This is a genomic window from Pseudomonas sp. S3E17 (assembly GCF_024168685.1).
In the GTDB taxonomy this organism is placed as follows: Bacteria; Pseudomonadota; Gammaproteobacteria; order Pseudomonadales; family Pseudomonadaceae; genus Aquipseudomonas; species Aquipseudomonas marginalis.
In genome coordinates this window covers 4,874,934-4,901,933 of sequence record NZ_JALJWE010000001.1, presented here as the reverse complement: position 1 = coordinate 4,901,933, position 27,000 = coordinate 4,874,934, and the positions used below count along the sequence as shown (strand labels likewise).

The window sequence follows — 27,000 nt, the reverse complement described above, 5'->3', positions numbered from 1 at the left end:
GGAGTTGAGAGCGGTTCTCAAGGTGTTTCGTCGGTTGCCGTGCGGTGGCGCACATTCCCTCAAGTTATGGGGATACGGGTCGAGACAGTAACTTGGCTTGCTCACTTATAGGGACATTGCGTGCTTAATACTCTGCTTCGGGCTACGGCCCTGATCGCTGCGCTGTCGATGACCGGCTGCGTTTCCTACACCGTTACCGGCCCCATCGCCGCCCCGCTCCACCCGGTCGCTGTCAGCAGCCCGCGCAGTGCGCAAATCGCCGACGTGACGGTGAGCGCCGCCGACGTCAACGAAGCCAACAAGGCCGCCATCAGCAGCTCCTTGACGGCCCAGATCACTCAGTACGTGCGCACCGGGGGTTACTTCAAGCAGGTCACCGAGTATCCGGTGCGCCTGGGCGAGCAGGACGTGACACTCAGATTCAACATGACCGCCCTCAAGGGCCATCGCGCGCCACACCCGGCGTACGTACCCGGCGCGCTGCTGACGCTGACCATCTGGATCTGGGTCAACGGCCCGATCTACGTGGACAGCTTCGAGGTGGCCGGCGACCTGGTGATCGTCGACCGCAACGGCAAGGAACTGGCCAAGGCCAAGGATTCGATCAAATTCGAACACAACGTCGGGCTTTACAGCGGCCAATACTGGGCACCGTCGATGGGCGGCCAACAGCTGACCAAACTGGTCGGGCAACTGCTCGACACCGCCACCGCCAACCTGGCCAAACCGTAATTTCAAGGAGTGATGCATGAAAGGATTGATCAAACACAGCCTGGTACTCGCCGCCGTCCTGCTGACTGGCTGCGTGTCTTACTCGCAGCACGAGTTGCCCGCCGTACAGACCTGGCCACCGACCGCCAACGCGCCGGTGCAAAAGCCCACGGCGTACGTGCACACCACCGCGCAGAACCACGTCAACGGCGGCCCTGGCAACGCTGCAGTCGGCGCCCCGATGGCGCTGTGGGAAAAGGCCGTGGCCGATTCGTTTCGCCAGTCCAACCGTTTCTCGCGGGTGAGCACTGACAAGGTCGAATCGGATATCTACGTCGATGCCACGCTGCACAACAACGAACAGTTCAGCATGGCCTCGGCGATCATCACCGGCGCGACGTTCTTCATCATCCCGAGCACAGCGAAAAACACCTTCACCCTGGAGACAGTGTTCAAGGACAAGGATGGCAAGGAGCTGGGCCGCGTCAAAAAGAGCGAATCAGTGCGCACCTGGATGCACCTGGTACTGATCGTGGGCATCCCGTTCCAGGCGGACACGCGGGAAGTGGTCGAGGCGCTGACGCGCAGTACGCTGGATGAAGCGGTGCAGCGCAAGTTGCTGTAACCCCGCCCTCTGTAGGAGCGAGCTTGCTCGCGAAAAACCGGAGAACACCGCAGGCATTCAACATGCCCGCGGTATCGCTGCCAGCCTCAGCTCACTTGATCAGGTCAGGTCGAGTGGTCTTGAGCATCGCTGCGCTCACCGCGCCCTGAACCGAGCAGGTGATCATGCCATTGCTGGTCTTGGCCAGGTCACCGGGTGCGGGCTCGACCATCAAGATGCGTTCGGCCGTATCGGTGACCAGCTTGCCCGCGTTGTCATCGCCGCCTTCCGGCACCCAGGCTGATTGCTTGTGAGACCAGATCTGCGCACGCGCGTAGATACCGTTGGCTTTCTCCAACGCCGTACCCGGTACTTTACTCAGCTGTGCGTAAAGCGCGTCGGGCGCCTGCTCGGTGTAGAAACCCCAGTTGATGATGCGCGAACCCATCAGGTCCTGGTCTTCGGCGAAAAAGCCGGTCAAGGTCATACCGTCAAGCGTCAGTGGCGTGTCGAACATCCAGCGCTGGCCCATATCGGACTTTGTGCCGCCGCTGAGCGTGATCTTGCCGTTCTCCAGCTTATGGGCAACACGTTCCTTGAGCCCTGGCTGGCTTACCACCGCCAGGGAGTTCTGGTCGCAGGCGAGAAAACTTTGCAGGACAGGCGCCGCGGCGAAGCTGCTGGTGCAGGTCGCCAGCGCAGTGAGTGAGATAAACAGACGATGCAGTTTCATTGACAGCTTCCTTGGGTCTAAATAATTGCGGGCCGGAAAGGTCAGGCGCATACCGGGGGATTTGCGTCCATACGGTGCCACTCCGGCTTATGTCGTGGTCAATCAACGAGAGTTGAAGAATCGCGTGTCAGCCCCTTACCAAGCTAAGTGTGCAGGGCGGATGAACAGCGACAACGGCCGAGCTCGAGCCCGGCCGTCTTAAGCGTTTTTAGTTACTTGCTTTCTTTTGCCACGGTGCCCAAGGACGCATCCTTGACCAGATAACGGCCTTCCAGATCGCTCAGCACTTTGAGACTGTTGCGCGCCACGGCGAAGCCCATTTCGACTTCCTGCTTGAGGTAAACCACCTCACCCGCCTTGACGTCGATTGGCATGTCCGCCCAGTTTTCAGCCTTGGAGCTGATCACGTGCTTGCCCGGCGTCACGAAAAAATAGATGTATTGGTTACCGCGGTTGTAACCCATCTCCGAGTCGGCTTCCTTGTCATCCAGGAACACGTTGAACCGTACCAGCATCCCGACGTTGCTAGGGCGTACGACATACACCAGGCCTTTATCGGCCACGGCAGCCTTGGGCAGCGCATAGCTCGCCACGTCAGCCTGCATCTTCTCTACCGACGGCGTCGAAGAACAGCCAAACAGCGTGGCCAGGGACAGAAGGACAGCGGCTTTGCAGAACAACTTGATCATGTATTTCTTCCTTGTGGGTAGCGGTGGGGCGGTTTCGAAAACGCTGGCGAAGGCCGATTCAGATTTTTGATGCGTCTGGGCATCGCCAGTGTGTCGGCAGTGGGTGGCATTGCATGAGGCATTGTGCCATTACTCTGATGCCTTGCGCGGTTTTGGGTGAGGGGCTTATAGTCCGGCCGTCGTCCAACAGGGCGATCGGATTTGGCGATCCGTTGACCGTATGCGAAAGCTTTCTGCTTGCTTGCAGGGGCTTTCGTACCCGCATCGCTGCTTTATGGCAGTTGTGCGCGGGAGACCTTCGGGTCTGCCGGAACTCGGTCCCGGTTCGCCAACCTGCGTACAGCTGTCACCCATTCGTTTGGCGACGATAGGTGACAGCCTCACTCTACTGACCGAGGTTTTACCTATGAACCGCTACATGCCCCTGACCGGCCACGACTGCACCGTCCCCGCCCTGCTCATCGACACCCAAGCCCCCCTCGACGTTCTCCAAGACGCCGCCGTGCACCGCATCCAAGCCGTCACCCAATTGCTGGAAAACCTGGCCTTCCGCGATCAGCTCAGCAGCGATGCCGTGGTGCTGCAGGACTTCGCCCATCTGCTGGCGATTCCGCTGCGCGACGGCTGTGATTTGTTGGATGCGATCAGTCGCAGGCTGAACGCCAACCCGTCCTGAGTTAAACCGGGCGGCCCGGCCAGGCCGCCCTGCTCAGGTATTGATGACAATCGTCTTGGCCAACATATCGCCCAAGCGACGACGCAGGCCGAACAGTACAAAAAGACCGTCCAACACACTGAACAGCAGCTTCGGAACATTGCGCAGGAACGACTGGAACAGCGTGCAGTTCGTGGGGTACGGGTAACCCACCACGGCCGTGCGGCACACCCGTTTGCCCAGGCTCTGGCCTTTGGGCAAGGCATCGCAAAACAGGTAGTACCCGAAGGCTGAAAACAGCAGCACATAGTGGAGGCCATCAAACAATGCCGGGCCTCCTGCAGAGCCCAGATAGAAATAGGCATAGTCCAGGTTTCGGTTCAAAAACAGCAGGGAAAGCACCACGGCCATATCGATGAAATAGCCGAGCAGGCGCTTGCCTGGGCTGGCGAGGTTCCAGGTACCGGCGGCCGATACTGATTCGCTCATACAATCATTTATCCAAAAGTCGAAGAGATGTCATCGAGGACGGCACACGTTGTACATGCCCGCTCGTGTCCATACGCGGTGGCTCTAACCTCACGGCGTTTGTGGCGGTTCTGAATGTGAACGGGCGCAGATTTGCTCCCACCCTTTCTCAATCGTGCCCGTGTACTTACCGCACGACGCGCCCTTTAGTTGAGCGTCCATAAAGTCCTGCTCCGGCCCGACCCACAGCAGGCCAACCAGATAGGCCACCCCCGCTGCAAGCACCAGCAACGCCGATGTCCAAGTCAGCATGAATCGCAGCATCGCCGCGGCGGTTCGAGACCGTTCAAACACACACGCGAACAACAACCCGATCCCACCCCAGACGAAACCCGCCGCGGCCGTGCCCAACCAAGACGAATCACGATCGAGGTAGGCCCAGGCCAGGATGAACGCGATGGCGCTGACGCACATCAGCAGCAGGCACAGCCACTGGGCGATCCGACAGCCGATACTCGAAAAGCTCATGGAAACGTCGTCCCGATACGCGCTCGTTCATTCGAGAACCAGATGCCGGTGACCTTGCCCACCACATCCTCAACCGCGACCTGCCCCATGAAGCGGCTGTCGTTGCTGACATCACGGTTGTCGCCCAACAGGTACACATGCCCCGGCGCTACCTGGAGTGGCGCCAACTCAAGGGAGTAGTCCTTTTTGACGCGCTCAGCCGGTGCGTGAAACAAACCCAGGTTCTCACCGTTGCGGATCACCTCGCCATGGACGATGGCCAGAGTGTCACCACCGATTCCCGCCACCCGTTTGACCGCCTCGGTGCCGTTCCAGCGATACACCACGATATCCCCCACTTTGGGCACGCCAGCCCGCAGGTCAGACATGATGTAGTCGCCAATCGACAACGTCGGCACCATCGACCCCGATGGAATGTAATAGTTTTTGAAGCCCAGCAACGGCACCCGAAAGACGTCGAGCGTCAGCACCAGGATCAGCACCACGCCGACGTAAAGAGCATGGAAGCGTTTACGCGGCACATTGGGCGGACCGCTGTAGCGACGGGCCAACACGGCGGACACGATGGCAGAGGTCAGTTTGACAGTGATGACGAAAGCGAAGAATGCATACAGCCCAAGGGGCGTAGCGACCAACCCCAAGGCGCCCATCAGCGCGACCCCGCCGAGCAACAACGCTGCGACCCGGATACCCCACTGCGTACGGCCTACATACACCAAACCCCAGCCGGGTATGAGGCAGGCCATCAGGAAGGCCTGGAGGGAGAATTTTGCGGGTTTCATTGATCGTCCTTAATAATGCAAATGCTGGCGCCGCGCATATTACTGCTGGGCTCGCCAATCCACATAACCTTTAATCACCGTTAACTGGCTAAGGATGAAGCTGGAAAAATCCTCATATAAGACTTCCGCATCATTCAATTCAGGATCAATTTCGACAATTGACCAATTATTCGCAGCATCGAATGCATAAAGGACACCGCTCCCGGTGCTGGCAAATACATACATATTACGATAAGCAACCACATCACATCCGGCAACAACTGAATACTTTGTTGGACCATCCTCGATGTAAAGTGCGCTATCCAGCTCACCAAATCCAAACTGTTCAAGGAACTCAAGATAGTCGAGTGGCACACCTACGCGGTCGAGAACCTCAACACCTCTCAAGACTAATTCACGGTTACTTATGCAGCTTCCATAATCACCTTCATACAACGCACCGGACACTATTTCTCTTATAAGAACGCCAACTTCCGACGCGCCTTTCATCGCCACTCCTTGCATCTGAACATTAACCCTTTTTAGATAGATAAACGTCTAACACGCCACCCGCTCCGACCTTATAGATATATTCGACTATGTATTCAACAGCCTGCTCACCTGCCTCGTTGACTGAGGCGGACATTCTTTCTTGCCGACCTGAAACCTTATAAGCCTGATGTGCAAAAAAGCCAATGACCAGAAGTATCAGAATCAAGCTGTCTTGCTCTAAGCTTTCCGTAATGAAATGATGCTCTCCCAAAGGACCATTTTGCATTTCATCCGAGTCTAAATAGTAGGCCAACTGCTCAGGGCTTAAACTTCTATCGGTTAACCATGACCAGCACAACTCAATAGCCTCACTACATTTAGTATAGGTAGCGGGAGCTGACGATAGATTATCTAAAGTTTGATCGAGAATCAAAAGAAAAATAGCCGCTCTTTTAACCCACATTTGCCCCTCTAAAACAGACAGACTTTCCGAGTAACTCATAGAACCCGATCCTTTTTAGCTCAAACACAGAAAACAATTAAGCTCACTTCTATCAAACTCCCTGACACTTCCACAAAATTGCGTAAGGCACCTCATCATTCAACAACCCCAATGAGCGAAAATAATAGACCGCTGACGGACCTTCCAAACTCTTATGAACAAAAGCGCCATCAGACATCACACGATAAGAGGCATACTCTCGAATATTACCGGCAGTCTCCAACGCTCGCTTTATTTCAATATAGGTCGCCCCTGCCTCCTCTGGCATCAACTCAAAGGGCGGAGGGCAAACAGCCCCATCATCACTTTCGACGTCTCTGTAATAGGCTCGCTGAAATGCTGCGTCACTGGCCGCCCAGTAAAATGACAATACTTTCAGCTTATCCTGCCCGTCCTCTTTAATCGCATCTGCCAAGCAGTACTGAGTGACCGAAATCTTGTACACTCCCTCATCGATGAGTAAAAGTCCTGCTTCGGGCACAGCAAGCGCATCACCCTTTTTAAGCTCGCGTAACAGTGCCCATTCAGTCATCACCAAACACTCCTGTTGCGATTTCCAATTATCTCGATGGGAACATACATGCGACGATTCGTCATACCGCCTCCGACACTCAGAGGAAAGAGGGACCTGACCCTGAGGAATTCCCACCGGATTGTCCCGCTCGAGATTGGCGGATATGGAGCTATTGGTGCGCGATGAAGTACACCGGCAAGCTCTGAGGCTAGAGTTGAAACACGTACTTCTTTTGCTCCTAGCCCCTCGCATCACCCAACCAAAAGTTTTTTTAATCGTTCTCCAGCAGTAGTTATCTCACTGGTGGACAGCGGTGTATAGCTAACAACAATCAGCACACCTCCGGCCAGTTCCGACGCCTCCTCAACGTGCCCCTTGAGACAGCTAATAATCTGTTGAGGACTTTTCCCAAATGCGCGAATGCACAATGCCTCATCAAAATAATTAACCGCATTTATACGAAAAACACCATCTCTCCCGTTAACATCTTTTTTTGTAGCATCGCATGCAGCTACTACTTCCGGCCAGTCGCGTCTAGTAACCGACCAATCATGCAGTGCAGCTCTATAGGCACCAAAAGCATGTACGTATGCAGGGAAAATCCTTTTCAACAAGTCGGAATAATCAACTTTAGCATTCGAAAACTCAACGAATAGAGAGTCATCAAATTGAGCATCATCTTCTAGATATTTCTCACTTCTAAGAGCATATGCAATTCGGCCTTTTATTCCCTTGGGAAGAAACTTATCTAAAGAAACAGCAACAACAAGCTCGCCTTCAATATCGGAAACTTCTACAGCACCGGCCAAGTCCCAGGGCTTGCCTAAGCAGGACAACTTTTCCAGAAAATTTTGGTGCCGCTTTTCAATAGGCTCTGAAAATTTTGGCCTGTGACGAAATTCAAGCTTATGCGTAGTCATCAGGGTGCCCCTTCAGGCCTTCGAGTTTGCCTTCGACCACCAGCACTTGCAGGTGGCCGCTGGAAAGGTCCTGCTGCGGCAGGTAAGCACGGCTGGCGACGCGGCCCTGGGCAATGTAGCAATCGGTGATGACCTTGAGCAGTTCATTGAGCTGCGTAACGCCCAGGCATTGGCCGATATAGGGTTTAAGCAGGCGGTTACGGTCGGCAGCGGAGAGACTGTCGGCGCCCTTGAGTTCGATGTCCTGGATGGGGAAGCAGCGTGAGTCCGCAGGTTGTGCCGAGGCCTGTGGCTGATTGCTCTTGCCGGGCAGGCCCTGGAGCTCTTCCAGGCGCCGACGCTGCTCTTCGAGAAGCCGGTTCTGGCGGTCGCGGATAAGGTCCTGATCCCCCGGCGTAGGGGCGGCCAAGGCACTGTTGCCGCTCAAATAATCAAGCAGCAAAGTGCATAGCAAATACCGAGTCCGTGGCAATAAAAAAGACATGTTCGGTCCGTCGAAAATCAGGGGCCGCGAAACTAACATCGAACTAGCAGTAACCCAAGAAACAGAGTCAGTTGCATGTCCGCGCCAGCTATTCACGCAACACGTTGATTAATAACAATAAAAAATCATAAAAAAGATACACGACCTGAAACTGAAAATATTATTCCGACAGGCGGCAGCTGTTCTGATAGCGATTCGTCGGAGAACTTATAAGTTGCCATTACTTGGCCATCAAGTTCTTTCCGAGATAAGTTAGTACCGAAAAAAACAGATAAGTTCGCGGGAGTTTTGTGAATTGGATCCCAATAATCGGGATCGGCAGGGTAAGAGTCCCATGTGGGGGGCGGTGCGACGATTCGACTTGCTCCCGATAGGGGGGTGTCAGCCAAGTATTCATTAGCTGATCGACCGCAATCGGGGGCAAGCCCCCTCCCACATTGGATTGTGGTTTACACCACTAGCTGGCGTCTTTGTTCTGAGACGCGCCAGGCACGAGGGTCAAGCCTGGTTTTTCCACGTCGCGGGAGACGTGGGCTTTGACTTCCGACACGCCGCCGTCTTCGTCGTTGTGGATCACCAGCACACCAGGCCGGCGCAGTTGCTCCAGGTCGCCCTCGGCGAGGCTGAAGCTGTCGCTCAGGTTCTGGTCGGTGAGGGCCTTGGCCTCGGCGCGGCGTTGGGCGAACTTGCGCCCCTTGCGTTGCTGGTAGCGTGCCCAGGTGACCAGGATCACCGCGTTGAACAGTGCGATCCACAGGTAGATCTGCAAGGTATTGAGCGCCGCGAAAATCGGCGCCTCGATACGCGGGCCGCCGTGGGTTTCAAGCATCGAAGTGATCCCGCGCGCCAGCAGCCAGACCAGTCCGGCCCAGGCCATCAAGGTCAGGATCACGTCGATGATCCACATCACGGTACTTTGGCGAGTTCTGACCAGTTTCATGCTCACGCCTCCTCTTCAACAGGTTTGATACCGCGATCCGGGCTGACCCAGCGCGCGCGCTTCTGGTGCTGGTTGAACAGCACCTTGGGGAAACTGACCAGGGTGGTGAACAGGCTGACCAGCCAGAACACCATCGGGTACCACACGGTCCAGAACAGGGTTTTCCACAGGTCTTTCTCGTAGCGGCGGTCGATCAGGATGCTCACCGCGAACTGCACCAGGCACACCATCGCCAGCACCAGGCCGGTAAAGGCCGGCGGGACCAGGGAGTCCACCGTGATTGCCGGCGGCAGCACGATGAATTTGCCCAGGCCCCAGAAAATCACCGAGAGCAGGAAGGTGAAGGCCCAACCGGTGGACAGGCAGTATTCGAACAGCAGCGGCCACAGGTAGCGATGGCGCCATTGCCAGATGCCACGGATATTCTTGAACAGCACTTCGGCACCGCCCTGGGCCCAGCGCAGGCGCTGTTTCCACAGGCCGCCGACGGTCTCGGGCATCAGGATCCAGCACAGCGCGCGCGGCTCGTAGAAGATGCTCCAGTGATCGAGCTGCAGCTTCCAACTGACATCGATGTCCTCGGTGATCATGTCGGTGCTCCAGTAGTCGATGCGGTCCAGCGCCTTTTTACGGAACGCCACCACCACACCCGACACCGTGAAGATCCGCCCGAACACGCGCTGGGTGCGCTTGATCAAGCCGATGATCGAGGAGAACTCGCCCACCTGCACGCGGCCGATCAAGGTCGAGCGTGTGCGGATGCGTGGGTTGCCGGTCACGGCGCCCAGGCGCGGGTTGTCGAGCATCGGCGCGACCATGTAGGCCGCCGCGTTTTTATCCAGCAGCGCATCGCCGTCGATGCACACCAGGTATTCGCTGCGCGAGGCCACCGCACCCATGCGCAAGGCCACGGCCTTGCCCTGGTTCTGCGCCAGGTGCAGCACCCGCAGGCGCGGATGCTCCAGTGCCAGGGCATCGAGGACGGCGGCGGTGTTGTCCTTGGAGCCGTCGTTGACCGCGATCACTTCGATGTTCGGGTACAGCTGGCCCAGCGCCGCATGAATGGTGTCGGCGGCGTTATCGCCCTCGTTGTAGCAAGGGATGATGATCGAGATCAGCGGGTTGCCGGCCAGGGTCGGTGCCGGAGTGTCTTCCTCCCAGGGCCAGTGGCGCTCCCAATGCAGCCAGAAGTACAAACCGCCGGCGATCCACAGCGCCGACATGAACAGCGGGTAGAAAAACACGAAGTCCATCAGGAACTGCCCGGTGACCAGGAAGATCAGGCCCAGGGGCACGCCTAATACCAGTGCCAGCACGAATAACGCCAGGATTCTGTCGAACATGGTCAAGGATTCCATTGGTTGGAAAGGGCCGGACGCACAGTCTTCAGGTCCGGGGAATTTTCCAGGAAGTTGTCCGGGTAGTAGCCAAAACTCGTGACCCCCTGGCGCTTGAGCACACCCATCCATTCCGCCATCTGCACAGCGTCGATATCCGGCGCGGTCTTGGTGCGCCAGTCTTTGGCCTGCAGTTCGAATACGGTGCGTTCCATCGCGCCGGGACGCGCCTTGACCGTCGCCACCAGCTTCTCCAGCCAGGCATTGGAGGTCTTGTACTCCTGGCCTTCCATCAGCGGCATGGCCATCGGCGCGGTCCAGTCATAGGTCTGGAGGAAATCATCGAGGTTCTGGGCGAACCAGGCCTCGCTCGCCGGGTTGAGCATCGGCTCGGCGAAGATATTGCGCGCGGTCTGCACCTGCGGCCCGCCGATGGCGTGGACCTTGGCGGTCAGCTCTTTGGTGAAGTCGATCAGGTAGCGGCTCTTGAAGCGCGTCCAGCGTTGCATCACCGCCGGGTCGGCGCGCAGGGCCTGGATGCTGCCCGGCAGGCCGTTGGCGGCATAGGCCTTGAGCGCGGCGGGGCTGGCGTCTTCGAAGTCCGAGAGCACTGCGTCGTCGTGGTACAGCACGCCGTCGATGGCATTGTTGCGCGCCAGGTCTTCATAGATCTCGCCAATGATCTTGCGCACCTGCGGGTCGAACGGCGACAGGCGTTTGTATTGGTCAGGGTCGGTGGCGACCTGGCCGGTTTGCGGGTCCCAGCGCGTCACGCGGGGCAGCTTGGGATCGAGGGCAAAACTCAACACCGGCATCCACGCATACACGGCGGCATGGGCACGGGTGTGCAACTGCCAGGAGACGCGGTTGAACAGGTCGGCACGCACCGGCAAGTGACGGTTGGGGAAGTACAGTTCGTGCACCAGGCCATCACCCTTGGGATCGGCGAAGGCTTGCAGGAACACCGTACCGGCGCCCATGTCCACCACGCGCTGCACCAGTTGGTCGAGGTTGCGCGCCTGCTGGGCCGGGTCCGGGTCGTAGACGTTGTCCAGGTCCACATGCAGCACCCGCAGCGGTGCCGGGGTTTGCACGGCGACGATGCTGTTGGCGAAATGTTCACCGTCCGGGTCGGAGGCCACCAGGAAGCGGGGGCTGTTCATCAGGTCACTGGAGCTGTCGAGGCCGTCTTCCAGGGTCAGGGCCATCTGGTAGCCCTGCTCGCTGACGATCGCCAGCGAGGTGCCCTTGGCGGCGCCGTACGGCCACACCCATACCCGTGGTTTCTTGCCGGTCACGGTTTGGATCTTGTTGGAGATCGCCGAGACATCCGCCCGCATCCGCGCCTGGAACTGGGCCTGGCTTTCATAGCGGCCCGTGGCCGGGTCATAGCGCAGCGAGGTCGCCGCCGGCTCGAGATTGCCCTGGGGGTTGGCGAGGATCCCGGTGTGGCTGGCATCGGTGTGCGCGGCGATTTCCACCAGGCCGGACTGGGACACTTCGCGGATCTGCTGCCAGGTGAGGAACTCGCCGCGCGGCCGTGGCGAGCCGGCGAAGTCCACCGGTTTGTTCATCGGCGTGTCGATCCAGTAGCCCACCGGCGCCAGCAAGGCCGGCCAGCGATAGGCGCGCAGGATCGGCATCACGCGGGTATAGAAACTCGAATAGCCGTCATCGAAGCTGAGCATGATGGCTTTGGGCGGCAGCGCGGGGCCGCCACTGCGGGCAGCCAGGATCTGGTCAACGCTGACCGCCTGGTAGCCGTTCTCCCGCAGCCAGGCCAACTGTTCGATCAATCGCTCGGTGCGTACCGCCACCACGGCCTGGTCAGGGTCACGGTCCGACACGTCATGGTAGGCAATGCCCAGGAAATGGTTTTTCGGCCACGCCGTCTCGTTGGCCGGTGTCGGCCGCTCGGCGGGTGGAGTGAAAGGCGCGGGTTGCTGGGCGCAGGCACTGGCCAGCAATACGCCCAGAACCAACAAGCAACGGCTGAGGAAGGTCATGGTCAGGCTCTTTTAGAAACGGTAAGTGAGGTCGACGAGCAGACGCAGATCGCGTTCGCGATCCCCGTCATAAGGTCGGCTGATCAGGCTCAGGTTGGCGCCGGCGTCCAGCACGTCATTCCAGCGAAAGCGTTGGCCGTAGCCCACCAGACCGATGCCACCGGTGGAATAATCCCGCTGGCTATAGGTACCCGCACCGACCTGGAACTGCTGACTCCACTGGGTCTCGTAGCGGTGATAGAGCACATGGTTGATGTTGAGGACGGGCAGCACGGTGAAATCCGACTTCGGGTTGAAGTACACCGTGTCCTCCTTGCTGTTGCGGCTGGCGCCGACTTCCAGGCCCAGGTCCACTTGCACCTTCGGTGAGCTGTAGAGGCCTTCGCGGCCGCTGAGCAAGGCTTCGAAGCGGTCGTTGCCATCGCTGAAATGGGAGGGGCTGAGGGTCAGTTTCCATTCGCGGCTTTCGTTGGCGCGCCAGCGGATAAAGCCGCTGCCACCGTTGGCCGTGACACCGTCATTCAACGCCCGCAGCGGCGTGGTGCTCAGGAGGTAGCCCAGGCTGCCGCCGTATTGCCAGTTGTCGTTGATGTCGCGGGCAATCGACACCGCGGCGCCTTGTTTGGAGCCATCGCCGTAGGAGTGGTTGGACACCTCGGCTTCAATGGTCATGTCGCGGGTACGCCGCTCCACGCCCACGACCTGCCAGCGATGCTGGCCCGTGCCTTCGCTGAAATCGGCCTTGGCGTACCCGGCGCCGGCGAATACACGCCAGTCTTCGTCGATGGGCGGCGTGTAGATCCGACTCTCAATGCCCCAATCGCGGCTACCCGCGACGGCACCCGCGTCACTGTCATTGCCGCCGCCAAAGCTTTTGCCGGTGTACGCCTCGACGCGCAGTTCGGCCATGTCATGCACGTCGCGCAGGCGGCTCAAGCGCTGCACCTGGCGATTGTCCGGGTTGCGGGCGAGCACATCATCGGTGAGCACGTCGAGCTGGCGCCACTCCTGCAGGTCCATGGCGGTGTAGGCCTGGCTCACTTCCAGGCCGATATCCCGAGGGGCCTGGGCTTCGGTTTCCTTCAGAATGCCTTCGGCACGCCGTGGCAGTTCGCGGGCGCGGTACATGTCAGCCTGGGCCAGGCGCAGGCCAACGTTGCCCGGGGCTTTCGCCACCAGCGCTTCGAGGCCGGCTTCGCTGCCCGGCAGGTCGCCGCCGTAGACGCCGGCCTGGGCCGACAGTTGCTGGGCGTCCATCCACGCATCGTTGGGGTTGCCGATGGGCAAGCCCTTGAGCTCGACCCGCGGGTTCTGGCTGTTGGCGAGGCTCTTGGCGACCTCGTTGGCGTCCTCGGCTTTATCGCTTTCCTGCAAGGCGTAGAACAGCGCAGTGGTGTCTTCGACCCGATCATCGGGCTCGGCGTCGGGGGCGCTCAGGGCCTGGCGATACAGCGGCTCGGCTTTTTCCGGCTGGCGCTGGTCCAGGTAGGCCGCAGCCACCCAACGCACGGCGTAGGTCGGCAGTTGCACGCCTTCGGCCTTAAGCGTCTCGTATTCGCGGATCACCTCGGCGGTACGCGCCCGCGCCTTGAGTGCACCGAGGCGGTCGATGCGCCAGCGCACCACATCGTCATGGGCGCTGGCGTCCGGGGTCCAGCGGGCGAGCAGTTTGTCGTAATCCGCCAGGGCGCGGTCGGCAATCACGTAGCGTTCTTTTTCGCTGCGTGTGGCGAACTCGGCCATGCGCACACGCTCGGCAGCGAGGTCGCCTTCCAGGCGGCGCTGGGTCACCGGGTCCAGCAGGCCAGGACGCTGGGCCGACAGGCGCAACGCGGCTTCCGGCAGGCGGGCCTTTTGCAGGGCGACGATGTATTCGCGGGCGACGTCAGGCTTGTCGCCGGCGCGGATAAACGCCTGGTCGAACTCGAACAGCGCGTCGTAGTTCAAGCCGGCGCGGGTCAGTGCATAGCCCAGGGCCATGCGACGGTTGGGGTCATCGGGCTTGGCGGCGACCAATGCGCGGGTACGTTGTACCGCTTCGTCCGCCTTGCCGCCGTCGGCCTGGGTCAGGGCCAGGCCCAGTTGCAGGTCAACGTTATTCGGCTCACGCAGCAACGCCTGGCGATAGACGGCCTCAGCCTGGGCCCATTGCTTCTGGTTGCGATAGGTCCGCGCGACGGTGGCGAGCGCCTGGGTGCTGAGGTTGCGATGTTTACCCTGGGCCTCGTACACCTTCAGCACTTCGGCGTCCTGGCCGGCCCAGCCGGCGATCACCACATGATCGCTGACCTGGCCTGGCGTCTGGCGCTCGGCGGACAGTTGGCGCAATTGAGTCAGGGCCGGGGTGAAGTTGCCGTTGCGCGCCTGAATGATCAGCGCGTCATAGGCCGGATCGGCCATGGCGAAGGCGGGGATCAGTAATTGGCTGCATAAGGCGGCCCCGACGAGCAGTCGCAACCGGCCTGATGCACTGAGTGGTGGGTTTCGCAACATATCGTGAGCTTCCTTACACACGGAAAGCTGTAACGATAGGTGGTCCTGAGCGAATTGCCGCAGGGTGCCGGCGTCCAATGACCCGGCCTAGCTTTCCTGTGTGAACTATCTCTCAGGAAAGTAGGGAAAAGACCAATCCGGAACAATTGTTCAGAATTGCGCGGCCCGCCTGAAATGGGAATGTGGGAGCGGACTTGCCTGCGATAACGGGGTGCCAGTCAGTACGTGCGTCGACTGTTTGACCCTTATCGCGGGCACTTGCGCTCCCACATTATTTATTTCCGGGCGATGGCGAACGCTTTACTGGGCGCCGCTGACCGCGCCGAACTTGGCCATCACAAACCCAATGAACTGCTCGACGGTCATCTTCTGGCCGTTGAAGGTCACTTCATTGTTGGCGTAGTGCAACTTGGACACCACATCGCTGCCGACCAGGGTCGCCAACTGAGTGCCGACCGCCATGCCGCTGACCATCTCGGCGGCCATCTGGGACTGCTGCTCGATGGCTTTCGGGTCGGTCACGCCACCGAGTTGCGCCTGCAGGGCAGCCACGTCACCGATCATCGGCTTGGACAGGGTCAGGTTGGCATCCAGCAATGCAATCATCTGCTTGCCCAGCTCAACCGGCGGCAACTCCATGGAGGCCGGCTTGGCCAGGTCCACCAGCAGGTTGAATTTGCTTTCGCCATGGGTTGTTTTCAGCGACAGGTTTTCCACGGCGATCTGCGGCTTGGCGGCCAATACCTGGTTGACGTTGGCTTCGGCCAAGGCCTGCTCGGCTTCGGTCAGTTGCAGCTCAGGCGCGGGCTGGCCCGCTGCGGCAGCGGCTTGCACCGGCTGCATCTTGTCCTGGTACAGCTTGGTCAACACCAGCATGGCCGGGATGTCGACGTTCTTCATGCTCAGGGCCATGGCCGCCGAACCCACGGGTTTGCCCTGGTAACCGATCTCGTCGATCTTGTAGTCGACACGGCCGGCCAGGTTGTTGTCCTTGGTTTCGCTGGAGTCTTTCTGCTCGAAGCCTTTGACCGTCAGCACGGATTTCTGCGGGCCGAAGGTGAACGTGCTGTCGGTCAGCTCAACGGTGTTTTGCCCGGTGTAGAAGCCAAAGGTGGATTTTTCCAGGTTGCTGGCGATGGTCAGGCCAGCCAGTTCGGCCTCGAAGGCGTCGCCCTTGGCATCTACCGCTGCGATCTTGAGGCTGTTCATGAAGCCGTCGGCCTTGACCTTCTGGCCTTCGGCGGTGCTGTCGAAATTCAGGTTGGCGCCGGAGAAGTTCACCGAAGACGTGTCGTCCTTGAACGTCAAGGGCAGCAATTCGATGTTGCCGTTGACCGAGCGGCTGTAGCCGATATTGGCCACGCCCTTGAGCGGCGACACGTCTTTGGCGGCGGCGAACCACTTCTCGGTGGTGGGGTTCTTTTCCAGTTCGTAGTGACTGGTGGCCATGACCGGCAGCCATTTGAGCGTCACCAGGCGCGAGAACGGCAGCGGGCCGTGCTCGATATGGTCGACGAACAGCAATTCCGGATTAGGGTTTTCTTCGCCGAACACCGAGCCTTGGCCCTTCAGGCGGTAGTGGGCGGTGCTGCTGAACACGCCACGCTCCAGGGACACCAGCTCCAGGGCCACGGTGCCGTCGACGCCGGCCATGGAGGTCTGCAGTTCCTTGTTGGCGTTCTGGATCGCGGTTTGCAGCACCGGTTCCAGTTGTTTACCGGTGTACCAGGCGCCGCCTGCACTGACGACGCCTACGGCGACAACTAAACCCAAAAGAACGACTGCTGGCTTATTCATGAAGTGACCTGATCAAATCCTGTGAGAAGTGGGCTGTCTTCCTTGAACCCCGAAAGGGTTGGCTCAAGCCCGCCGAAAACGGGGGAAGATTAGCACTGGCGGCCGCAAACGGCCCAGCTTTCTCAGAGGGGTCAGGCGTGCAGTTGGTTCACGAATACTCCAACTCGATCTCGTCGAGCTGGTGGTCAAAACTCTTCAGGCGCGCCGTCCAGGTGTACACCAGCACCTCAAACTCGCGGTGTATCACCGCATTGCCGGGGGTGTCGGACTTGGGGTCGCAGAAGTCCAGCTGGTAGCGCTCCCGGGCCATCTGCGTGGCGACGTCGGACAATTCCCGCGCGTTATTCAGCCAATGCCGGCCATCGGCGACCTGCCGATCGAGGGCCACACACTGTTTTTTCAGGACTTCGAGGCTTTTTTCCAGGGGCGTGCCGGTAAGGTCGCCCATGACTTCCTGGAAGGTGCGCCCCGGCTGCCAATAGCTGCCCCAGAAATAGCGGTCGAACACGGTTTCGACCCGACGCAGGGCGACCTTGGTGTCCCAGATCGCGACGCGGGTCTTGCCTTGTTCGAGGAGTTTTTTCTTCACGCGCTGGTTCTGGTAGGACGCCCAGGCCACCACGCCGATGGACAGGGAGCCGATCACCAGGCAGGCGCTGTCGAGGAACACCATGGCCTTGTCGAGTTGATGGGCGAGCATGACGCCGTAGAAATACGCGGCCGATAACAACACCAGTGCGAAGAGCACGCACCAGAAAGCGGGAGCATAAGGGTTTTTCATTATTGGAATCCCCATGAGCAAACGCGAGCAGTGTCAGGCGAGTCGTCACGGCGACCCGCCTGTCCAAGCATAGCTATTCGCTCAGGGTTTGCCGGGCTGTGACGCTTGCGTTCGTCCGCTTTCCCAGCCGCCGCCCAGGGCCAGGAACAGATCGATCTGGCTCATGGCAACCTGGGTATTCGCCGCCGCCAGTTGCGCGCGCATCGCGGTGTAGGTGCGGGTGGCTTGCAGGTCGGCGAGGAACGATTCGCGGCCGGCCTGGAAGAAGCGGTGGGTCTGGTCTGCCGCCTCCTGGGCCGATTGCTCGGCGTCCGCCAGCGCTGCGCGCCGTTGCAGCACGGCGGTGTATTGCGCCAGGCCGGTCTGGGTTTCGCGGATGGCGTTGAGGACCACCCCGTCGAAATGCGCCAGGGCACCCTGGGTCGCGGCTTCGGCCTCGTGGATGCGCGCACGGGCGCCGTTGGTCGGCACCGTCCAACTGATCATCGGGCCGAAGCCCCAGCGGTTGGTCGCGGGCTGGCCGAGGTTGTCGAGCAGGCCCACGGTGCCCACCGTGGCGCCGATGGCGATGTCCGGGTACAAGGCGCCGGTGGCCACGCCGATACGCGCGGTGGCGGCGGCCAGTTGGCGCTCGGCCTGGCGCACGTCGGGGCGACGTTTCAGCAGCGCCGCACCATCGCCCACCGGCAACAGCTGGGCGATGTGCGGCAGCTCGGCGCAGGTGCCGGTGCCCGCCGGCAGTTGGTCCACTGGCTTGGCCAGCAGCATCGACAGGCGAAACAGCCCGGCCTGGCGCGCCGCTTCGTAGCGCGGCATGTCGGCGCGCAAGGATTTGTATTGGGTTTGCGAGCGGGTGACCTGGGTTTCATCGCCACGGCCCGCGTCACGCAGGCGTTGGGTCAGTTTGGTGCTCTGGGCTTGCAGGTCGAGGGACTCGTTGGCAATCGCCAGTTCTTCGTTGGCCGCGCAGACTTGAGTGTAGGAGCGCACCACATCGGCCACCAGGGTGATGCGTGCGGTATCGGCGGCGGCCTGGGCCGCATCGGCGCTGGCCTGGGCGCTTTCGATACCACGTTGCAAGGTGCCGAACAGGTCGAATTGATACGAGGTGGTAATGCCGACGCTGCCGATGTTATCCACCGGCACTTTGTCCGCCTGCAAAAACGCTTCGCCGGATTCCTGCAGGCGCTGCACCTCGGCCTTGGCGCCGGCACTCCAGCCGCCGGCGGATTCAGCCTGTTGGGTCTGATAACGGGCGCGCTGCAGGTTGGCCGCAGCCACCCGCAGGTCGGTGTTGGAGGCCATGGCCTGGCGTACCAGCTCGTCCAGGCGCGGGTCTTTGTACAGCTTCCACCAGTCGGCCGGCACCGGCGCCGACACCACGTCGTTGCCCTTGCCCGCCAGTTGCCCTTGCAGGTCAGCGCGGTTGACGGCAGACGTTTGCGGCAGCTTGTAATCCGGCCCCACCACTTGGCAGGCCGACAGCAACAACCCCAGCGCAGCGGTTGCCCACAACTGCTTCATGGCTTGGCTCCCTCATTGGGTTTGTCGCCAATGATCGATACGGTGGCCGTACGCCCGGCGATCATGCGGAAGTCCGCCGGGACATCGTCAAAGGCAATACGCACCGGAATCCGCTGGGCCAGGCGCACCCAGCTGAACGCCGGGTTGACGTTGGGCAGCAGGTTCGAGCCGCTGCTGCGGTCGCGGTCTTCGATACCGGCGACGATGCTCTGCACATGCCCGTGCAGGCGAGCGTTGTCGCCGATCACACGGATGTCCACGCCCATGCCGACGTGGATGCCGTCGAGCTTGGTCTCTTCGAAGTAGCCGTCGATATGGAAGGAATTGCTGTCCACCACCGACAGCACCGGCCGCCCGGCGGTGACGAACTCCTGGGTACGCGGTGCGCGGTCGTTGACGTAGCCGTCCACCGGGCTGCGGATTACCGAGCGGTCGAGGTTGAGTTGGGCCGAATCCACCGTCACTTGCGCTTCGGCCAGGGCCGATTGGGCGCGGGCAACACGGGACTGGCTTTCTTCCAACTGCTCGCTGGGCACCAGGTTGCCGAGGCCACGGTTACGCTTGTACTCGCGGCTTGCCTGGGCCAGAGTTTCCTGGCGGTCGGCCACGGCGGCCTGGGCTTGGCGCAGGGCCAGCTTGAAGCGGTCCTGGTCGACGGCAAACAGTACCTGGCCCTTGGTCACCAGCTGGTTGTCGTGCACATCGACGCGCTGGATCAGCCCGGACACGTCCGGCGCGATCTGCACGATGTCGGCACGGATGTGACCGTCACGGGTCCAGGGCGCAAACATGTAGTACATGACCATGCGCCACACAACGACGACCGCGAAGCTCACGATCAACAACGTCAGGACTACACGGCCGATGGTCAAAAAAGGTTTTTTCATGTCATCAGGTATCGACTGAGTGAGTCCACCGCGCCCAGCAACAGCGCGTAGAGCCCCACATTGAACAATGCCCGGTGCCAGACCAGGCGATAGAAGTGGACGCGGGTCAACAGCCCGTGCACCACCAGGAATAACACGTACGTAATGCCCATCAGCACCAGCAGCGTGGGCAGGAACACCCCGCTGATATCCAGATCACCGATCATAAAGGCGCTCCATCGGGTAGCGGCGCTTCCATCTCAGTGCCGCCAATGAATTCCACACCCGGCAGCAGTGCCAGGCGCAGGCCGGCCAGCGCGTGCAGCAGGTGCAGGCGGGTATCGTCTTCGTCTTGCAGGCCCTGGCCGTTGAGGGCGCGGCGCGTGCGGTCGAGGGTCATCAGCAGACCGCTGGGCGCGGGCAAGCGTTCACCCGCCTTGAGGCAGGCCTTGAAGTAACCGCCCACACCTTCCACCACCTGGTTGAGCAGCACCCGCGGCACGCCGAGGATGCGCGGCGAATAGGCCAGCAGGTCGAGCAGGTTGAGCGCCACGCGCAGGTCGCGCAGGGCGATGCCGGTGTCCTGGCCGATCATCGCCAGGCGCGGCAGGTGCTGCATCAGGCGGTCGAGCATCTGTGCGGCGAGGTGCCGGTGTTCGTTCAGGGTGGCGGGCTCGGTCAGGCCGACGATGTCACGCCAGCTGAAACGGGTCAGGCGCTTGGCCGCCAGTTCGGCGCCGAAGGGCCGTGCGATCAACGTCCACACAAAGGCGAACAGCAGGCCCACGGGCCCGGCCAGGTTGACGTTGGCGAAGTTGAGGAAGTCCGCGTCGTAGGCGCCCTGGATGCTGATGAACGACGAGGTGTTCACCAGCGTCAGCAGCATGCCCAGGTAAAAACGCGGCTGCACGGTCAGCGTGCCGATGCAGATGAACGGCACCGCGAACGCCAGTACCAGCATCGGGAAATCGTGCAGGTTGGGCAGTACCAGGAACAGGTAGAGGCTGGCGAACAGCACCGACATGGCGGTCCAGAAAAAGAACCGATAGATCTGCGGCGCCGGGTCGTCCATAGAAGCGAAAAAGCTGCAGGCCACGGCTGCCAGGATCACCGCGCTGCCGCCATCGGTCCAGCCCAGCAGGATCCACAGCACCGACGCGACGATGATCGCGGTGACGGTGGAAAACGCCGAGTAGAGCATCAGGCCATGGTCGAGGAACGGCGTGAGCCGGCCCAGGCGCCAGTGACGGTACACGGCACGCCAGGTGTCCTGGCTTTCGCACTGGATGGCGGCTTGCAGGCTGCGGCAGTCCTGCCACAGGTCGATCCACTCGCCCAGGCGGTAGAGGGCATTGGAGAACAGCAGCGTGTGGCGCTCGTCCAGCACTTCGCCGTGGGGTTGCAGGGCGTCGACCTGGTCACGCAGGGCACGCCAGCGTTCCAGCGGTGCGCTTTCGGTGGTGTTTTCCAGCCACTGCCGGGTGGCTTCCAGCAGCGGCGTCAGTTGCTCGAGAAACTGCGGCGCACGCTGTTCGACGGCATACAGCGCATCGTCGAGTTCCTCCACCAACGGCAGCAGGTGGATCATGCGCCCGCGCAATTCCTTGGTATTGCGCACCGTCTGCGGCCGCGCGCCTTCGTGGGGCAACTGGCCGATCATCAATTCAAGGGTATTGAAGGTGGCGACCATGCCGCCGCGCAGGGCGCTGACTTCTTCCGGCTGCACATTGCGGGAAAGAAAACGCTGGCTGTAGACCTGGGCGTCGCCAAACCACTTGGCCACCGCACCATCGAACACCGGCATCAGCCGCCGCGGCCAGAACATCGCGCCCACCACCGCCGCGACCGCAATGCCGAGGAAGATTTCCTCGGTCCGCGCCTCGGCCACATCCCACACCGCCAGCGGGTTATCCACCACCGGCAGGGCGATCAGCGGCAAGGTGTAGCCGGCCAGCATCAAGGCATAGTTGTTGGCGGTGCGCAGGTGCATGGAGAGGAACAGCAAGGTGCCCGTCCACAGTGCGATCACCACCACCAGGATGTACGGCGACTGCACGAACATCGGCACAAAAAACACCGCCGCCGCCGCCCCCATCAAGGTGCCGATGGCGCGGTACAACGCCTTGGAACTGGTAGGCCCGACAAATGGGCTGGAGACGATATACACCGTGGCCATCGCCCAGTACGGACGCGGCATTTGCATCAGCATGGCGATATACAACGCGATCATCGACGCGGCGAAGGTACGAACCCCATAGAACCAGTCACGGGCGGGCGGAAAGCCGGTAAAAAATCCGTTCAAAGCGTCGCCGCCTCAAAGGCCCGCAGTACGCGCAGCGCGGCTTCCATGTCGGCAGTCGGAAGGTCCGCCAGCACTTCGCGGCGTAGACGCACCAGTTGCACCTCCACCGCCTGCACCAACTCGCGACCACGCTCGGTGAGGCTCAGGGCCTTGGCGCGGCGGTCGTGGATGTCTTCGGTACGGCACACATAGCCGTCATGGCACAGCCGGTCGAGCAGACGCACCAGGGACGGGCTTTCCATCCCCGACGCTTGGGCCACTTTGACCTGATGCACCCCGTCGCCCAGGCGGCCGATCATCAGCAGCGGCACGGCGCAGGCTTCGGAGATGCCATAGCTGACCAGCGTGCTCTGGCAGATTTTGCGCCAGTTACGGGCGCCCACCACCATGCTGCTGCTGAGGTTCATCTGAAGTTGTTCGAGGGATTGAGGCACTGGATAGTTCGCATACAGTTAGTTTGCTAACTATCAATATGGCCGAGGGATCGAATTGCGTCAAGTTTTGAAACAATTTAGCGGATGGGTGGAGCGATTCAGTGGCAACGCCGCAGGACGAATGTGGGAGGGGGCTTGCCCTAAGGCCAGTCAGTTAGGCGTACATCGCCTCCTGTAGGAGCGAGCTTGCTCGCGAAAAACGCCAACGATAACGCGTGCTTCCTGAATGAACGCGGCGCCTATGAGTTTTTCGCGAGCAAGCTCGCTCCTACAAAAAGCCTTAACTGACTGGCATTAGGACAAGCCCCCTCCCACAATCGGATCGGTGTCGGCTTCAGGGTTGCTGTGCGGCCTGGCCATCCAGGCGGCGCTGGTTTTGGCCCATCACATCGTGCAGGGGGATCCGTGTGGCCGTGACCAAGTGGATGGTTGGGTCTGTGCACCCGGCTTATTGACCGCTCATTCTCCTAAGCGGCCCTGCTGGTAAACGTCAGCACCTTTTGCTCCACCGCCAGACGCTCCAAATTTTCACTGCCTCGGACGCAACGACTAACGCAGCCATTAACACCAAGTTGTAGTTAGGGAAAAACTGAGCACCTACCAGCAACAGCGAAACAGAAGGCACGAGATTACGATGGAAACTTGCAGCAGCATGGCAAAGCCGAACATGTATAACTGCACAACACTATGATCACGCAGCACCCATAAAGCACTTTCAAAATCGCTTAAATAAGGAATCCTTCCCTCTAGTGTGCTGGCCACTGCATACCGAATCAGATAAAGGGCATCCATGGCTCCCCAAAACCAAAAAACCAGCCGTTTCATGTTGTGTCCAGAGCAGGGAGTTAGCGCCTGTTAATAGCGAGCTCCTCCCACCGGCCACTATCGTCCACTTCCGTTTAGTCGATAGAACGTTCCCCTACTTCGCGCAGAGCACGCCCCACCTCCTCCTCAATAAACTCACACACCTCCTCCGATACGCTGTACTGAAACTGCTTGCGTCGGTGCTTGGAAACCTTGCCCTCGTTATCCAGGCACATCATCACCAGCTTCGACAGATCACTGCCGCGCACATCAAAGCGCTGGTTCACGGCCTTGATCACGCGGTCGTAGCGGTCGAGAAATTCGGTTTCTTCGCGCAGTTCCACTTCCAACGCGCGGCGGGCCATTTGCAGGGTGAATTCGACGCAGTGGGTGGCGTCCCAGTAGCGGTAGATCGAGGGGTGGCCGATGAAGTCGAAGGCCATTTGATCGCCGTCCAGCCACGTGACGTTCCAGAATTCCCGCGTCGGCTGGGAAAAGGCTTTGAGAGCCGCCAGATAAGCTTGCTCTTCGTGCTTCATCGCGACGGACACCGGTAGCAGCAGGCCGTTTTCCAGTGCACCGTAATGGCAGAGCGTCTGATGGATCAGGAAGCGCGACAATCGCCCGTTGCCGTCCATAAACGGGTGCAGGAATACGAAGCCGAAGGCAGTGACTGCCGCCGCTACCAGGGGGTCGACTTCACGTACTGGCTGATTGGCGAAGGCCATCAGCTCTTCCATCAGTTCCTGGCAAAGTTCAGGGGCTGGAGGAACATAGCTGACGCCCGCCGCGCCGCGCAGGCCGTTGTGCAGATGATTCTGCTCATGGCGAAACGCGACAGCTTTGTCGAAGGGGTTGGAGACGGTGCTGTTCTGCAGGTCTACCAGGTATTCCTCGGTCAGCAAGCGGCCTTCGTGGGCCTGGCGTAACAGTTGAACGAAGCGGCGGGATTTTTCTTCGCTGGGTTGTTCTTTTTCGATGGCAAACGAATCACGGGTTTCGTGGAGGTAGGCCCACTGGATGGCACGGTCCATCATTTCGGGTGGGAGGGTGGCCATGAAGGATTTGGCGCGGGCCAGCACATTGAGCGCCAACAACGCGTCCAGCTCAGGCGTTCGCTCCACGGTGGCGCAGTAATGCAAAGAACCCAAGCCGTTGAAATCCACGCGCCAGCGGCTGTTGCGGATGCTGGGTCCGGTTACGTAGCGCTCGGGATCGAATAAGGCAACGACGCGGCCTCGAACGGGCTTTGAATAATCCAGGGCCTGCCCGGTAAATCCCTCCCATAGAAAACAAGCTTTGCGAATGAACGCACCATTGGGCGAATCCGCCAAGGCAACCAAAAAGGGCTCAGGACCAAGCCGTTCAAAAACCTGGGCGAGCACCGCCAGGTTCACGCCTTCATGCTTGAGAGCAAATAGCACATGCTCAAATAACGCAGCATGCGCGGGCGCCACAGCGGCCGGCACAGCCAGACAAGTGCCGATTCGAGTGATTCTGGTCACGGGTTTAATCATCGCAACACGGGAGGGCGCAATAATCTTTAGGTCCAGGACTTCACATAGATGGGCATATCCGACTGTTGCCAAGGTGAATCCCCCAAGAAAAAATAACTCAGGCGATTAGAGCCCAGTTTTTTTTACTGCTCACCTTTTTTTTTTACAAAAACACGATTTTCAAAAGATTTTTTTACACCCCTCGCCCACCCCGCAACATCAGATTCAACTCATCCACCACCTCCGCCCAATCCGCATCGTCCAAGATTTCCTCGCGCAAAAACACTTTCTGGCTGTCTGTCCAGAAAAACGCCTCTGCCAACTTCAAATCCGGCTTGAGTGGCGAGTGGGCGGTCACAAACTGATCAATGCTGACCGGGTCATGCTCCAGGCCAAGCTGTTTGAACAAAGACGGCAAACTGTGCACGGGCGATTCCATGACGGGCTCCTGAAAAAAGGTATTTAACCGAGTCTAGCGGCAGTCCTCGGGTTGTGGTGGCGGCACGTTGCACAACACGAACAAACGCGCCCTGGCACCACCACCGTCCTGGCGACTGAGTTCGCGCCAGCCCTGGGGCAGTGGCGCAAAATCGTCCGGCGCTTCGTTGCTGCTGATCAGCCATACGCGGCGGGTGTCGGCGGGCAGTGCCGACAGACGGTCGAGGTAAATGCGCCCGCCGTCCTGGTCCACCAGGGTGCCGAAGCCGTAGGCGTTGGGCCGGGTCGGCGTGCCATCGGGCTTGGGCGGGGTGTAGAGCTGCAGTTGGGCGTCGGTCTGGTCGTAATACACGTAGCTGAGGTACCACATCATGTCGCTGAGGACGATGCGATCGTCTTCCTGGTAATTGCGATTGACGAACTCCACCGGCACGTTGAATTGGTCGTGCTCATCCACCGTGAAGTTGTTTTTGAGGCCCACCAGCTCCACGCCGACAAACAGCACGAACAGCGCCGCACCCAGCAGCGACAAGCGCGCAGGCAGGCGGTCGATAGCCATGGCGACAAGGATCGGCAAACCCAAGGCGTACACCGTAAGGTAGCGCTCGATAAACACCGGGGAGATAAACGATACCCCGTAGACCAGCAACAACGGCAGCAGGAAAAACAGCGCCAGCAGGCAAGCGGGCCGATGGCGTTCGCGGTCTCGCGCGGCAGTCATCACGACCACGGCCATCAGTAACAGCGGGACAAACCAGAACAGCGGTGGCCAGAAGCCGATACCTTCATCCTGTAACACGAACTGCCAGACCATCGAAGGCAGGGAAAACAGGCTGACCGGTTCTTCCCAGCCTATGTCTCCGCCTACCTTGAGTTGTTCGACGTGCTGCACCAGGTCCAGCAGGTTCGGCAGCAACGGTACGTACAACAGCACAATCGCGGCATTGGCTACCCACCAGGCCGGGCGTGCGATCAGCCGTCGGCCTCGCGGCTGCGCCTGCCACAGCACCCCCAGGTAAGCCCAATGCACCAGCACGCACAGGGCGGTGAAGTAATGGGTGTAGAACCCGGCGCTCATCAACGCCACATACATGGCCAGGTAGCGCAGCCGCTCGGGCTGGCGTACCCAGTACACCAGCGCCAGCGTGGCCCCCAGCAGCCACACGCCCAGCAGCGAATACATGCGCACTTCCTGGCTGTAGCGCACCGCCGTGGGCAGCAGCGCCAGCAGGATCCCCGCCAGCACGGCAGCACGCCGGGTAGACAGTTGCCGTGTCAGCCAGACACCCAGGCCCACGGCAACCACGCCGGGGATGGCACTCATGCCACGAATCGACCAGATGCTGTCGCCGAACAGCTCGATCCAGCCGCGCAGCATGAAGAAGTACAACGGCGGGTGCACATCGTGAGCGGCGTGAAACCACAGGTCGGCAGCGGCGTATTCACTGAGCAGCAGGCTGGAGCCCTCGTCGCCCCAGATCGCCGCCGATGTCAGGCGGTAAAACCGCAGGGCCATGGCCAGTCCCAGGATCGGCACCCACCACAGTTGGCTCAGCCAACCGACGCGTTCCCACGTAAGACGATTGAATGCGGGCAACGCCCCGACCTTTTCGTTTTGCTCTACCACAGACCGGCGCACCTCGATTCCCCCGCTGTTGCCTTGAGTGCCTCAGCGCAAACACCGCCACTCTAGGACAAAAGCCCCCGGTTCGCTTCTGGAA

Annotated in this window: 27 protein-coding genes and 1 pseudogene; 3 read left to right on the top strand and 25 right to left on the bottom strand. The window is 60.2% G+C overall.

Annotated features, from left to right (window positions below; genetic code table 11):
- Window positions 1-120 precede the first annotated feature (120 nt).
- Both J3D60_RS22195 and J3D60_RS22190 read left to right on the top strand, forming a co-directional pair.
- Window positions 121-732, top strand: coding sequence for a hypothetical protein (locus tag J3D60_RS22195; RefSeq protein WP_083236476.1), 612 nt, complete (start codon window positions 121-123; stop codon window positions 730-732).
- Window positions 733-748: 16 nt separating this feature from the next.
- Entirely contained in the window at window positions 749-1,336 is a 588-nt protein-coding gene (locus J3D60_RS22190) for a hypothetical protein (RefSeq protein ID WP_253492774.1), read from the top strand.
- 91 nt (window positions 1,337-1,427) lie between these two features.
- Here J3D60_RS22190 and J3D60_RS22185 read toward each other — a convergent pair whose 3' ends face one another.
- Both J3D60_RS22185 and J3D60_RS22180 read right to left on the bottom strand, forming a co-directional pair.
- Window positions 1,428-2,048: a hypothetical protein gene (locus tag J3D60_RS22185; protein WP_253492773.1), complete on the bottom strand. Its 621-nt coding sequence runs from the start codon at window positions 2,046-2,048 to the stop codon at window positions 1,428-1,430.
- 212 nt (window positions 2,049-2,260) lie between these two features.
- Window positions 2,261-2,653 carry a DUF2846 domain-containing protein gene (locus J3D60_RS22180; protein WP_174562754.1) on the bottom strand — a complete coding sequence of 131 codons (393 nt, stop codon included), beginning with the start codon at window positions 2,651-2,653 and terminating at the stop codon, window positions 2,261-2,263.
- Window positions 2,654-3,155: 502 nt separating this feature from the next.
- On the opposite strand from J3D60_RS22180, the gene J3D60_RS22175 reads away from it, so the two are divergent.
- The gene (locus tag J3D60_RS22175) at window positions 3,156-3,413 is read left to right on the top strand and encodes a hypothetical protein (protein WP_253494027.1); all 258 of its coding nucleotides are present in this window, start codon (window positions 3,156-3,158) and stop codon (window positions 3,411-3,413) included.
- Window positions 3,414-3,446: 33 nt separating this feature from the next.
- Here the strand turns inward: J3D60_RS22175 and J3D60_RS22170 are convergent, their stop codons facing one another.
- From J3D60_RS22170 to J3D60_RS22060, 23 genes and pseudogenes are all read right to left on the bottom strand, one after another.
- A complete protein-coding gene (locus J3D60_RS22170) occupies window positions 3,447-3,881 on the bottom strand; it encodes an RDD family protein (RefSeq protein WP_253492772.1) in 435 nt (144 codons plus the stop codon).
- Window positions 3,882-3,971: 90 nt separating this feature from the next.
- Window positions 3,972-4,388, bottom strand: coding sequence for a hypothetical protein (locus J3D60_RS22165; protein ID WP_253492771.1), 417 nt, complete (start codon window positions 4,386-4,388; stop codon window positions 3,972-3,974).
- Window positions 4,385-5,170: a signal peptidase I gene (gene lepB / locus J3D60_RS22160; protein WP_253492767.1), complete on the bottom strand. Its 786-nt coding sequence runs from the start codon at window positions 5,168-5,170 to the stop codon at window positions 4,385-4,387. The genes J3D60_RS22165 and lepB overlap by 4 nt, the downstream gene beginning before the upstream one ends.
- Before the next feature lie 39 nt (window positions 5,171-5,209).
- Window positions 5,210-5,659 carry an SMI1/KNR4 family protein gene (locus J3D60_RS22155; RefSeq protein ID WP_253492764.1) on the bottom strand — a complete coding sequence of 150 codons (450 nt, stop codon included), beginning with the start codon at window positions 5,657-5,659 and terminating at the stop codon, window positions 5,210-5,212.
- 22 nt (window positions 5,660-5,681) lie between these two features.
- Window positions 5,682-6,143: an Imm6 family immunity protein gene (locus J3D60_RS22150; protein WP_065941025.1), complete on the bottom strand. Its 462-nt coding sequence runs from the start codon at window positions 6,141-6,143 to the stop codon at window positions 5,682-5,684.
- 52 nt (window positions 6,144-6,195) lie between these two features.
- Entirely contained in the window at window positions 6,196-6,675 is a 480-nt protein-coding gene (locus J3D60_RS22145; protein ID WP_090401192.1) for a hypothetical protein, read from the bottom strand.
- 233 nt (window positions 6,676-6,908) lie between these two features.
- Window positions 6,909-7,577 (bottom strand): hypothetical protein, encoded by a 669-nt coding sequence (locus J3D60_RS22140; RefSeq protein WP_253492762.1) that lies wholly within the window; start codon window positions 7,575-7,577, stop codon window positions 6,909-6,911.
- A 7-nt stretch (window positions 7,578-7,584) separates the two neighbouring features.
- Window positions 7,585-8,061 (bottom strand): annotated as a pseudogene (locus J3D60_RS22135) (POTRA domain-containing protein); the annotation flags it as partial.
- Window positions 8,062-8,518: 457 nt separating this feature from the next.
- Window positions 8,519-9,001 (bottom strand): poly-beta-1,6-N-acetyl-D-glucosamine biosynthesis protein PgaD, encoded by a 483-nt coding sequence (pgaD, locus tag J3D60_RS22130; RefSeq protein ID WP_065941022.1) that lies wholly within the window; start codon window positions 8,999-9,001, stop codon window positions 8,519-8,521.
- Between the two features lie 2 nt (window positions 9,002-9,003).
- Window positions 9,004-10,344, bottom strand: coding sequence for a poly-beta-1,6-N-acetyl-D-glucosamine synthase (pgaC, locus tag J3D60_RS22125; protein WP_027608081.1), 1,341 nt, complete (start codon window positions 10,342-10,344; stop codon window positions 9,004-9,006).
- 2 nt (window positions 10,345-10,346) lie between these two features.
- Entirely contained in the window at window positions 10,347-12,344 is a 1,998-nt protein-coding gene (gene pgaB, locus J3D60_RS22120; protein WP_253492760.1) for a poly-beta-1,6-N-acetyl-D-glucosamine N-deacetylase PgaB, read from the bottom strand.
- A gap of 12 nt (window positions 12,345-12,356) precedes the next feature.
- Window positions 12,357-14,837: a poly-beta-1,6 N-acetyl-D-glucosamine export porin PgaA gene (gene pgaA / locus J3D60_RS22115; RefSeq protein ID WP_065941020.1), complete on the bottom strand. Its 2,481-nt coding sequence runs from the start codon at window positions 14,835-14,837 to the stop codon at window positions 12,357-12,359.
- A 300-nt stretch (window positions 14,838-15,137) separates the two neighbouring features.
- The gene (locus J3D60_RS22110) at window positions 15,138-16,634 is read right to left on the bottom strand and encodes a YdgA family protein (protein WP_253492758.1); all 1,497 of its coding nucleotides are present in this window, start codon (window positions 16,632-16,634) and stop codon (window positions 15,138-15,140) included.
- Window positions 16,635-16,782: 148 nt separating this feature from the next.
- Window positions 16,783-17,415: a hypothetical protein gene (locus tag J3D60_RS22105; RefSeq protein ID WP_027608077.1), complete on the bottom strand. Its 633-nt coding sequence runs from the start codon at window positions 17,413-17,415 to the stop codon at window positions 16,783-16,785.
- 81 nt (window positions 17,416-17,496) lie between these two features.
- Window positions 17,497-18,939: an efflux transporter outer membrane subunit gene (locus tag J3D60_RS22100; protein ID WP_253492757.1), complete on the bottom strand. Its 1,443-nt coding sequence runs from the start codon at window positions 18,937-18,939 to the stop codon at window positions 17,497-17,499.
- On the bottom strand, window positions 18,936-19,826 hold the full coding sequence (locus tag J3D60_RS22095) for an efflux RND transporter periplasmic adaptor subunit (RefSeq protein ID WP_065941017.1): 891 nt from the start codon (window positions 19,824-19,826) through the stop codon (window positions 18,936-18,938). The genes J3D60_RS22100 and J3D60_RS22095 overlap by 4 nt, the downstream gene beginning before the upstream one ends.
- Entirely contained in the window at window positions 19,823-20,032 is a 210-nt protein-coding gene (locus J3D60_RS22090) for a DUF1656 domain-containing protein (protein ID WP_012721577.1), read from the bottom strand. Before J3D60_RS22090 ends, J3D60_RS22095 begins: the two co-directional genes overlap by 4 nt.
- A complete protein-coding gene (locus J3D60_RS22085) occupies window positions 20,029-22,107 on the bottom strand; it encodes an FUSC family protein (protein WP_253492756.1) in 2,079 nt (692 codons plus the stop codon). The genes J3D60_RS22090 and J3D60_RS22085 overlap by 4 nt, the downstream gene beginning before the upstream one ends.
- Window positions 22,104-22,514 carry a MarR family winged helix-turn-helix transcriptional regulator gene (locus J3D60_RS22080; RefSeq protein ID WP_065941015.1) on the bottom strand — a complete coding sequence of 137 codons (411 nt, stop codon included), beginning with the start codon at window positions 22,512-22,514 and terminating at the stop codon, window positions 22,104-22,106. Before J3D60_RS22080 ends, J3D60_RS22085 begins: the two co-directional genes overlap by 4 nt.
- Window positions 22,515-23,138: 624 nt before the next feature.
- Window positions 23,139-23,366 carry a hypothetical protein gene (locus J3D60_RS22075; RefSeq protein ID WP_253492755.1) on the bottom strand — a complete coding sequence of 76 codons (228 nt, stop codon included), beginning with the start codon at window positions 23,364-23,366 and terminating at the stop codon, window positions 23,139-23,141.
- Window positions 23,367-23,440: 74 nt separating this feature from the next.
- Window positions 23,441-24,934 (bottom strand): Fic family protein, encoded by a 1,494-nt coding sequence (locus tag J3D60_RS22070; protein ID WP_253492753.1) that lies wholly within the window; start codon window positions 24,932-24,934, stop codon window positions 23,441-23,443.
- 100 nt (window positions 24,935-25,034) lie between these two features.
- Window positions 25,035-25,280: a DUF2789 domain-containing protein gene (locus J3D60_RS22065; RefSeq protein ID WP_253492752.1), complete on the bottom strand. Its 246-nt coding sequence runs from the start codon at window positions 25,278-25,280 to the stop codon at window positions 25,035-25,037.
- A gap of 33 nt (window positions 25,281-25,313) precedes the next feature.
- Entirely contained in the window at window positions 25,314-26,918 is a 1,605-nt protein-coding gene (locus J3D60_RS22060; protein ID WP_253492751.1) for a glycosyltransferase family 39 protein, read from the bottom strand.
- Window positions 26,919-27,000: the final 82 nt, after the last annotated feature.